Source organism: Candidatus Woesearchaeota archaeon (assembly GCA_026394965.1).
In the GTDB taxonomy this organism is placed as follows: domain Archaea; phylum Nanobdellota; class Nanobdellia; order Woesearchaeales; family 0-14-0-80-44-23; genus JAPLZQ01.
Window position 1 is genome coordinate 1 of the sequence record JAPLZQ010000096.1, and the last position, 9179, is coordinate 9179.

General features: G+C 37.6%; 12 protein-coding genes. 4 read left to right on the forward strand and 8 right to left on the reverse strand.

Annotation, left to right across the window (positions count from 1 at the left end):
- Window positions 1–243 precede the first annotated feature (243 nt).
- From NTV63_04180 to NTV63_04195, 4 genes are all read right to left on the reverse strand, one after another.
- Window positions 244–762 (reverse strand): hypothetical protein, encoded by a 519-nt coding sequence (locus NTV63_04180; GenBank protein ID MCX6710117.1) that lies wholly within the window; start codon window positions 760–762, stop codon window positions 244–246.
- Between the two features lie 109 nt (window positions 763–871).
- Window positions 872–1150 carry a hypothetical protein gene (locus tag NTV63_04185; protein ID MCX6710118.1) on the reverse strand — a complete coding sequence of 93 codons (279 nt, stop codon included), beginning with the start codon at window positions 1148–1150 and terminating at the stop codon, window positions 872–874.
- Between the two features lie 16 nt (window positions 1151–1166).
- The gene (locus tag NTV63_04190; GenBank protein MCX6710119.1) at window positions 1167–1499 is read right to left on the reverse strand and encodes a hypothetical protein; all 333 of its coding nucleotides are present in this window, start codon (window positions 1497–1499) and stop codon (window positions 1167–1169) included.
- A gap of 31 nt (window positions 1500–1530) precedes the next feature.
- A complete protein-coding gene (locus NTV63_04195) occupies window positions 1531–2022 on the reverse strand; it encodes a hypothetical protein (GenBank protein MCX6710120.1) in 492 nt (163 codons plus the stop codon).
- 197 nt (window positions 2023–2219) lie between these two features.
- Between NTV63_04195 and NTV63_04200 the strand changes: the two genes are divergently transcribed.
- Window positions 2220–3416 (forward strand): tripartite tricarboxylate transporter permease, encoded by a 1197-nt coding sequence (locus NTV63_04200; GenBank protein ID MCX6710121.1) that lies wholly within the window; start codon window positions 2220–2222, stop codon window positions 3414–3416.
- Window positions 3417–3650: 234 nt separating this feature from the next.
- Complete coding sequence (locus tag NTV63_04205; protein MCX6710122.1) at window positions 3651–4160, forward strand: S-adenosylmethionine decarboxylase; 510 nt, start codon at window positions 3651–3653, stop codon at window positions 4158–4160.
- Window positions 4161–4303: 143 nt separating this feature from the next.
- On the opposite strand, the gene NTV63_04210 is transcribed toward NTV63_04205, so the two are convergent.
- Both NTV63_04210 and NTV63_04215 read right to left on the reverse strand, forming a co-directional pair.
- The gene (locus NTV63_04210) at window positions 4304–4762 is read right to left on the reverse strand and encodes a hypothetical protein (protein ID MCX6710123.1); all 459 of its coding nucleotides are present in this window, start codon (window positions 4760–4762) and stop codon (window positions 4304–4306) included.
- 59 nt (window positions 4763–4821) lie between these two features.
- Window positions 4822–5391 carry a hypothetical protein gene (locus NTV63_04215; protein MCX6710124.1) on the reverse strand — a complete coding sequence of 190 codons (570 nt, stop codon included), beginning with the start codon at window positions 5389–5391 and terminating at the stop codon, window positions 4822–4824.
- A 117-nt stretch (window positions 5392–5508) separates the two neighbouring features.
- On the opposite strand from NTV63_04215, the gene NTV63_04220 reads away from it, so the two are divergent.
- Both NTV63_04220 and NTV63_04225 read left to right on the forward strand, forming a co-directional pair.
- Window positions 5509–5979, forward strand: coding sequence for a hypothetical protein (locus NTV63_04220; protein ID MCX6710125.1), 471 nt, complete (start codon window positions 5509–5511; stop codon window positions 5977–5979).
- A 9-nt stretch (window positions 5980–5988) separates the two neighbouring features.
- A complete protein-coding gene (locus NTV63_04225) occupies window positions 5989–6624 on the forward strand; it encodes a hypothetical protein (GenBank protein ID MCX6710126.1) in 636 nt (211 codons plus the stop codon).
- A gap of 281 nt (window positions 6625–6905) precedes the next feature.
- On the opposite strand, the gene NTV63_04230 is transcribed toward NTV63_04225, so the two are convergent.
- Both NTV63_04230 and NTV63_04235 read right to left on the reverse strand, forming a co-directional pair.
- Entirely contained in the window at window positions 6906–7547 is a 642-nt protein-coding gene (locus NTV63_04230) for a hypothetical protein (GenBank protein ID MCX6710127.1), read from the reverse strand.
- 136 nt (window positions 7548–7683) lie between these two features.
- Window positions 7684–9096 carry a translation initiation factor IF-2 subunit gamma gene (locus NTV63_04235; protein MCX6710128.1) on the reverse strand — a complete coding sequence of 471 codons (1413 nt, stop codon included), beginning with the start codon at window positions 9094–9096 and terminating at the stop codon, window positions 7684–7686.
- Window positions 9097–9179: the final 83 nt, after the last annotated feature.

The window sequence follows — 9179 nt, forward strand, 5'->3', positions numbered from 1 at the left end:
GGTAAAAAAAACAATTTATTTTATTTTCTTTTTTCCTAATATTTTAATTCTAAAGTGTCTCAGCAGGTTTTTCTAAAGCACATCATATTTTATCAGTCGGGGATGACCTCATCATTGACAAGCCATATTAATGAGGATTCCTATTTAAAGATTGCCAAGAGCACCTGAAAAACTCCGGAAATAATTGAATTTGGTGTATTAATTCCAAAATCAGAAAAGAAAAAATTGCTGTTCAAAAGTCATTCAAAAGTCAAATTCCTTCAGAAAGTCCTCGGTAAAATCATCTGCAATTTTGCTGAGTTTATCATAAACCGCATTTGCTTTCTTTGGAAGCGCCTTAACTTTCATTCTCAGGATAGATTCATCAGACAACAATTCCATTTCATCAATAAGTTTTGAATGGAAATCATACACGTCCTTAACTGAGGGTATTCCTCCTGATGTGCTGTAAGCCCCGATAATCAGCCCTTTGATATCATAGTTATCCACTTTATTTTTATCGCCCATACCGGGCATGGTTAAAATTTCAATGCCGCTTCTTGCTTTTGAATAAAAAAGAGAGACCGGTGTTGCAGCAAAAATTTTCTTTAATTGTTTTTTTATAGCTGGGTTCTTTACAAGTTCTGCATACTGACTTCCAAGCATTCCCATTATACTATCTGCATCTTTGAGCGGCTCTGCGACCAAATCATCAATATTCAGCGCCACATATCCGATATTGCCCGCTTCGTTTACAAAAGCAGTTCCTGTCTGGTACGGCATCCTTATGCTTGTGCCAGGCATCGCTGGAAGAAGCTCTCCTTTGCTGACTTTGCCTATTTCCCGGAAATTTTCATCTTTGTACATGGTTCCACCTTACCTTATTGTTTTTTTATTTATCTTTAATATCATAAGCATATTTTTCTATCTGGCGCAGAAAATAATTCGCTGCAGGAATGTTTCCTGCTTCAGAATAACGCTCTGCAGATTCAAGGGCTTTTGTGTAAACAAGATTTTTCAATTCAGAAACTCGTGCGCTTATGCTTGTTCCATTTTTGGCTGCATAGTGCTCTGCGATGTATATAAAATTCTCTGTCGCCTGAAAATTCCCGTCATCTGCACACGTTTCTGCGTATGCAAGGTTTTCAGTTACTTTGTCTTCAAGCGTCATTTTTTAAACCTTAAATCTATTGTTCTATAATGGCTCTTATCTCTGCAACCTCTGCAGTCATGTCTTTTCCAATCTTAGCAGCATAGTCGTTTACAAGGATTAGAGAAAAATTCATACCATGAACATCTCTTTCTTCTGCATACTCTCTTGCATAGGCAAGTTCTACTGGTATTCCGTTTGTATATCCTATGGTTTCCAATTCAGCAACTTTTGCACTTATATCCTTTCCAATCCCGGCAGCATGGTCTTTTGCTGAGGTTAGGAAAAAATTCATATAACAAACTTCTCCTTTTTCTGCATGCTTTCTTGCATCTTCAAGTTGTTCAGTCAACTTATCTTCAAGTGTCATTTTTCAACCTTAAATCTGCATATTCTTTTGCTTAATTGCCATCGTTTTCAACTTTAAAATTTGGTTCTTCAATCTTAAAAACTGGTGTTCTTTCATATTTATCCTGAGGAATGGTGCTAATGATGGCTTTTCCGCTCTTCTTTGCATAGTCAAACAATGCCTGAATTCCTTTTAGTTCTCTTTCTTCTGCAATACCCTTATCAAGCGGAGGGGCTTTGCTGTCAAGGCGTGCAATAGCTTCAGAAGCTTCTGCTTGAACGCATTTAATATTATTCCGGCCAAGCTCATGAGTGTATACTGGCCTTTCCAGAAGCTTTTCAAGCCCTTCAGAGAATATTGAAAAATCGCTCATCAATATTCTTTCAAAAACCTGATATTTTGCAATAGTCACGGGGTCTTCTGATTCCCACCATCTGTTGTCGCCATATTTTGCCATTGCTCTTTTCAAACTATCAACATTCTCCTGCGGCAAGTCTCTGCCATATCTCTGATGAATATATTCATCATTTATAGGTTGAGTCATTTTTTTCACCACAAATCTGTATTATTGTAATATTATTATGTTGATTAATTGCAATTTACTCATTCAAATATTTAAATATTGCGTTATGTAACTACTTATTCGTAAGAATATTAATTTAAATTAATTTTCGGATGAGCCGGAATGAATGCGAAATATGGCGCCAAAAGCATAAAAATGTGAAAAACATCCAACAGTTCATGTTTATTCAGATATTACTCGCCATTATCTTCGGTATTCTATGCGGAACTTTCACAGGGCTTGTTCCCGGGCTTCATACAAATCTCCTCTCAATAATCCTTCTTGGACTATACCCATTTTTCTCAGGAGTAGTTTCAGGAACATCCTTTTGCATCATCATTGTTTCACTTGCAATAAGCCAGCTGTTTATCGCATTCATCCCTTCTGTCTTTCTTGGTGCTCCAAGCCCTGAAAATATTTTTGGAGCCCTTCCTGGGCACAGGATGCTTCTTATGGGAAAGGGGCTTTTGGCAGTTAAGATTATGGCTTTCGCCTGCTTTTTCTCCCTCTTTATGTGCATTCTCATAATCCCGTTTGTATTCTTTTTAATTCAAGGAATATTCAATTATTTCAAAAGTTCAGTCCCATTCATACTTATTGCTGTTTCCGCAATAATGATTCTGCGGGAAAAGGGCTTGCGGGCAAGGATATGGGCGGGGATTGTATTCATCTTTTCAGGGATTCTTGGGCTGATTGCGCTTAACTCAGACATCAGCCAGCCGCTTTTTCCCATGCTGTCCGGGCTTTTTGGGGTTGGAATGCTCATTGCAAGCGCATTATCAGATTCAGAAATCCCGTTTCAGGAAGAGGAGGGCATTTTTGAAGGCAGGAACTTTTTAATGTGCATTGCTGCTGCTGTTTTCTCAGGGAGCTTTGTTTGCCTGTTTCCCGCGCTTGGGCCAAGCCAGGCAGCTGCAATCGGCTCTGAACTGGTTGAGGAAAATGATGAGAACTACCTTGCCATAACAGGGGGGATAAGCTCTGTGAACATAATGATAAGCATAGTTTTCCTGCTTGCAATAGGGAAAGCAAGGAACGGGGCAATAGCAGTTCTTGGAAGAATTGCAAATCTTAATTACGGACTTGTCATTGCGCTTTCCATCTGTGCACTGGTGTCAGCTGCAATAGCCCTATTTTCAACAATTATTATCTCAAGAAAATTCGCACTGATTATTCCAAGGATAAATTATAAGAAACTATGCGCTGCAATGATTGCATTCATGCTCATCATGTCCTTTATCCTCTCGGGATTTGCCGGGATAATACTATTATTCGCTGCATCTTCAATAGGGCTGATTCCGAATCTTCTTGGGATAAGGAGAGCGCATGCAATGGGTGCATTAATTATTCCTGTAATCGGATATTACCTGTTTTGATAAATTAATTATTGTTTAGATAATTAAATTAAACGAATTCTTTATTGCAAAATGCGTATTTATTAATGAATGAAAACAAATGTTTTAAAAGGAAAGCACCATTCCTTGGTAAAAAGAGTTCTGGATTTTTTTCAGATTGAATAAAATTACCCCAGACCTCAATATTAAAATACAATATAAAATAAAAAAGTGATACGGAGGATTGAGAGCTTGAGGGCTTGAAAAACGATTAAAATGAGCGAGATATCTTATTCTTACGATAGAACTCTTCATTTCAGATTGAAGGGCTGTTCAAATCTTCACCAGGATGACATTGAAAAGATAATTTCTGAATGCATTCTCCTTGCAAATGCAACAGAATGCAAGACATTTGTGCACTATTTTGAACCCCACGGGCTCAGCAGTGCATCAATCCTGAGCGAGAGCCACATTAATTTCCACATAACGCCAGAGGAAGGGCAGAGATACGTCCAGATGGACATCTCAACATGCGGAACAAAGCCAAACCCGATAATGACTGTTGAATACATGCTAAGCGAATTCAATCCAGACCGGGCAAGGATATCCTATGAATTCCTGGGCTTTGATTCAGGAAATATTCTTTTTCCAGATTCCCTTGAGGAATTCCTTTCTCAGGCAATAACTGAAAAGACAAAAGAGAAATATGAAATTGTGAAATCTTACGCCTTTCCCGAATTGAGCAGATTTAAGGACCAATACAGAATGGAGCTTAAAAGAAAATAGAATTTTATAACAGAATTTTTTTATGTTTTATTTTATAAGTATTCTCTTTTAATTTAATGCTGATTTGAAATAATTTGGGTGGAAGAAACTGCAAGTTTCTGGAACCGTTAAATTCCTGTTAGTTGCAATTGGCGGGCTCGCTATTAACCCATGTACCACTCTTTTAAACCACGTTCTCTACGATTTATATTCTCAATTTTTCTTGCAACAGAATGAGGAAATTCCATTTTTGAAAAATAATGTGAAAAAACTTCAGGAATTTTGTGAACTAAGAATTCTGTTATTTCATGTATAAACATTGATTCAGAATCTGTTTCTGGTTCTTTATGACCATACTGTCCAAAATATTTTTCTCTTTCAATATACCATTGTAATTTTCTCGTTGAAACTCTTATTAATCCTTCTTCTTTATTATCTAAACACATATCGGAACCAATCATTTCATTATCAATTACATAATGAAAAATATCATAATCAAGCCCATTCTGAAAACCCTGGAGGTGTTTTGGAAGATTATTTAAACACCAAGACTTAGCATTTTCTAGAGTCTTGTCTAAATATTCTTTTGAAGTTATATCCTCCAGTTTTTGTGATGGTTGCATAATACATAATCTCAAAATAATCAGTTAAGTGAAGCTTTTCTTATAATCCGATTATCAATTTACCTGCTGTTTAAATCTTTATAAAGCACTATTGTTAAGTTTTCCAGTTTTGTTTGATTTTCATAATCATGCATGAATCTTTCTATGCCTTGACTTAATCTGGCAATTGTTTCTTCAGGAGTTTTTCCAATTATTTTTTCCTTTGCAACAATTTTCATTGCAGAGGGAAGTTCTTCAATTATTTCTGTTACTTTACCAGTTCTCATTGCAGGGATAAGTAATTGGCCATATCCTTCTTTGTGCGCTGCTTCCAATCCAGCATAAACAACTTTATCTAAAGATGACTCTAAATCATCAACAACAAAAACAACATCGTTGAATTTTCCGCCATGTTTTGATGCGTCACCTTTTGCAATTACTGTTTGTAAATCACTGAGAGGCATAGCTTCTGATGCCCGTGAATGATATTGGTTTCCTGCAACTCTTTGAATTGCACGATCAACCCCGCCATACCACGCTCCCTTAGAATTAATTGCAGTCATAATTGCATCTGTTGGAATCTGAGTTATATCCCCTTGAACAACATAAAGACTGATTTTTCCTATTTTTTTAATGAAAGTTTCATCCATTTTATTCGCCTCAAAAACAGAAAGTGAGAATCAATATTTAAGTCTTTTGATTTAATAGTAACTTAATAGTAGCAAAAAAACAAAAGATTTATAAGAATGATGTGTATTCTTTATCATATGGACACACAAAAATTAGACGATATCATTCAAGGCTCAACAACAGTTTACAGAAAAGGAGCTCTGGTTAAGCAAACAAAAGTTGGAAATGTTGAAACCACTGAAGTATTCGGTTATAAGCCCACCAGTAAAGCTCCATCAGGAGATAATTATGACAACGTTGATATGATTTTTGTTGATGTTGTTGTAAACAAAACTGAAGCGGAAAAATACAGATCTGATTTGACGAGAATTCTTGATGATTACTCGCAGTCAGGAGTATTTGCTGATGGCCCAAGCTATATGACACTGGCACCCGAGCTTGGAATGGAGCATGAAGAGACATTAAGATTGATGGCATTAGGAAAAACATTAGGCTTATGGAAGATTATGAGCGGCAAAACAATGGGAATGGATGATGAACAAGCATTATCCCTAGCGGGCAATGGCTTTCTAATGATTTCAGGATATAAGCCGAAACCAGGGAAATAGGTGAAATGCATGACTGAAAAAAATCTGGATTGTATGGTGATGTATCACTTTACAAATAGAACGGGATGGAAAGGGGTGAATGAAGGAGACCCTGATTATCTTTATGAAGATCCAAGGACAGGAAAATATATTGAGGGGAAAAATATCCGGGGATTATGGCCATCTAGACGATTAATAGCACAAGGACAAGATTCTGCATTAGTTCCATCTGAGGCAACAAAACCAGCAGTTTTTGGTTTGCCTGAAGAGAAACCGCAATCTTGGATTCAATATCAAGATAGCACTAATATTTTTGATTATCTTATGAGTTGTTGTGCAGGACGTTTTGATGAAGAAGGAAAAAGAGACCTTGTATTACTGCAGATTGATTTAAAACCAGAGGATAATCCCTTCGTTGTTGACTATTTGCATATAAGGCATCTTGCCAAAGATTTTACTGCTGAATCTGATGCGAAAAGAAAACAAACGATACTGGCAGAAGGAAACAAAAGATATTGGGACTCGAGAGTTCCACTGGCTGATTACAAAGGTAATTTTACTTTGCCTGAAATAGTTATATGGGCACCAATTCCGCAAGACAGAGTTCATTTTGTTTGGAAAAAGGATTTGCATCAATTCCTAAATGAAGCACACTGCCGTTCTTAAGTCCCTCTTTCTTTCTAAAATTAGGCGATTGCAAAAATTGAAACTAACATATCTTAAACGTAATAATATTACAATTAAAGTTGCCCAGAATTTGTCTTTAGAATGCAATTAATAAAATTTTATTTTGGAGAACCGGGGAAAACGCTTGGCGATTTAGGCGAAGCCGACCCTGCGAACCGTTAAATTATTGTTAGCCGACCCGAAAAATCCGAAGGATTTTGAGAATGCAATGGGGCAAGGATTTTCATAGAAAATCCGCAGAGTGCCGACGAAAAGAAAAATCAAGTGGTCGCTTCTTCTTGGAAGGTTGGGTACCAATCTTGGTCCCAATTTAAATCAATCCTATTTTGTATTTCGCTTAATTTTTTTAGTCTATTATTAAATTCAGGGACAAGTGCATTATACTTATTATTATATTCTGTTGCCTTTGATTCAGAACCATAATTAACTTCGTAAAGTTGTTGCTTCTGGTAATCAAGTAGAGAATATAAATCATTACTTACAGAAATTAAAGCATCTACTTGCTCTATTCTATCTTCGACATCGCTTTGAAAAAATGAATTTGGTGCATTAGATTGCAGGTTTTGTAATTTTGATTTAGCTTTGTTCAATAATTCTTTAGCATCTAAAACCTGCTCTTTTCCAGTATCATAGTAGGGAATTGCAAATTCATAATAATATTCCTCTGTTTCAGTGTAAGAGTTTCCTGCATCCAAATTCAGATTTGCTTCGACATCGAGACCAGAAGCGACATGGATATTATTTAGGGCAATAGAATATTCCTTAAAAAAATTAAGTGTGTTTTCCTGTGATGACGAGGATTGATTTAATGTATATGAATATGTTAAAAATCCTGTAGCCAAAACTAAAACCACGGCGACCGCGATAAAAATCGCAAGATTTTTTGATTTTTCTTTAGCCATAAGTTAAATAAGATTTAATTATTTAAAAGCTTTGCGTTTTCGTCGGCATTTCGGATAACATATCTTAAATGTCATAATATTGCAATTAAAGTTGCCCAGAATTTGTCTTTAGAATGCAATTAATAAAACCAGAACTTTATTCTTTGATGAGCCCGTAGCCAATCAGACGGTATCTGTCTCCTATCCTTCTTGATATTGTTACTCTGGCTTCGTGGTCTGCGCAGACAGGAAGCTTTAGTGCGCACTCAATCAAATCCTTTCCGAGCTTTGTCACTTTTCCAACTGTTGCAGCTGAATTGACATTAAGCATTATGACTTCATCCATCTTTATCGGCTCTACAACAAGAACATCCTTTGCCCCAACCACCCTTTCAAGCAGGGTTGTTTTAAGCTTAAGATTATACCACACTTTAGGAAGCTTTCCAGGCAAGCCTACAATTGAGCCTGATAATCCGTCTGCCTTCACAACAGCAGGGTCAAGCGAAACCATCACTCCTATTGAGCCTCCTGGCATGAGCTCTTTAACCTCAACTCCGCCGGTTACAAGGCTTACGATTTTTGACTTTAAGGAAACCCAGAACACCTTCCCCTCTTTTTCAACTCTTCTTCCTGGGCTTATCTCAATTTCGTCTCCAACCCGAAGCTTGCCCTGCTTTAATGTTCCGCCAAGCACTCCGCCCTTTACCTTAAGCGGGTCAGAGCCGGGCTTGTTTATGTCAAATGAGCGGGCAACAAGCATAATTGGCTCCTTTGATTCCTCCCTCTTTGGAGTCGGGAAATATTTTTGGATTGCCTCAATTATCATGTCAATGTTTATGTTCTGCTGGGCAGAAACAGGGATTATCGGGACATTTTCATAAGCAGTTCCTTTTATGAAATCCTTTATCTGCTGGTAATTATTCATTGCATCTTCCTTTGAAACAAGGTCAATCTTGTTCTGGATTATTATGATATTCTTCAGTCCGATTATCTGAAGCGCCATAAGATGCTCTTTTGTCTGCGGCTGTGGGCACTGCTCATTTGCAGCAACCAAAAGAAGGGCAGCATCTATTATTGTAGCTCCTGAAAGCATTGTTGCCATAAGGCTCTCGTGCCCAGGCGCATCAATGAAGCTTACCTTCCTAAGGAATTCTGTCTTTGCGCCGCACTTTGGGCATTCCTCCTTTGTGGTATAGCAGTCCGGCTCATCGCAGTCAGGGCATTTCCTGATAGTCATGTCAGCATAGCCAAGCCTTATTGTGATTCCCAATCTTATCTCTTCAGAATGAGTGTCTGTCCATTTTCCAGTGAGCCTTTCTGTGAGGGTTGTCTTTCCGTGGTCCACATGCCCGACTAATCCTATGTTTATCTCGGGCTGGATTTTTTCAGGGAGAGATTCAGAAGAAGGATGCTTCTGCTTTTCCTTATGCTCTTCAGAATGGAGCTTCTTATGCTCCTTTAATTCCTTTGCAGGCGCTTTTTTCCTTGGCTTTTTAGCGCTTTCAGGGGATTCCAGCTGCTTAGCTTCACCTGTTAATTCCAAAATCTCACTCTTCTTTTTCTTAGGCATTTTGCAAAGTGCTCCTTACTTGGATTTCTCTTCCTTCTTGCCTTCCTTTGCACCCTCTCCTTCCTGCCCTGGGAGGGGTGATT

Coding starts and splice junctions, on each gene's coding strand:
- NTV63_04180 (MCX6710117.1), bottom strand. CDS start 762: ATGCCGTACCAGACAGGAACTGCTTTTGTAAACGAAGCGGGCAATATC.
- NTV63_04185 (MCX6710118.1), bottom strand. CDS start 1,150: ATGACGCTTGAAGACAAAGTAACTGAAAACCTTGCATACGCAGAAACG.
- NTV63_04190 (MCX6710119.1), bottom strand. CDS start 1,499: ATGACACTTGAAGATAAGTTGACTGAACAACTTGAAGATGCAAGAAAG.
- NTV63_04195 (MCX6710120.1), bottom strand. CDS start 2,022: ATGACTCAACCTATAAATGATGAATATATTCATCAGAGATATGGCAGA.
- NTV63_04200 (MCX6710121.1), top strand. CDS start 2,220: ATGTTTATTCAGATATTACTCGCCATTATCTTCGGTATTCTATGCGGA.
- NTV63_04205 (MCX6710122.1), top strand. CDS start 3,651: ATGAGCGAGATATCTTATTCTTACGATAGAACTCTTCATTTCAGATTG.
- NTV63_04210 (MCX6710123.1), bottom strand. CDS start 4,762: ATGCAACCATCACAAAAACTGGAGGATATAACTTCAAAAGAATATTTA.
- NTV63_04215 (MCX6710124.1), bottom strand. CDS start 5,391: ATGGATGAAACTTTCATTAAAAAAATAGGAAAAATCAGTCTTTATGTT.
- NTV63_04220 (MCX6710125.1), top strand. CDS start 5,509: ATGGACACACAAAAATTAGACGATATCATTCAAGGCTCAACAACAGTT.
- NTV63_04225 (MCX6710126.1), top strand. CDS start 5,989: ATGACTGAAAAAAATCTGGATTGTATGGTGATGTATCACTTTACAAAT.
- NTV63_04230 (MCX6710127.1), bottom strand. CDS start 7,547: ATGGCTAAAGAAAAATCAAAAAATCTTGCGATTTTTATCGCGGTCGCC.
- NTV63_04235 (MCX6710128.1), bottom strand. CDS start 9,096: ATGCCTAAGAAAAAGAAGAGTGAGATTTTGGAATTAACAGGTGAAGCT.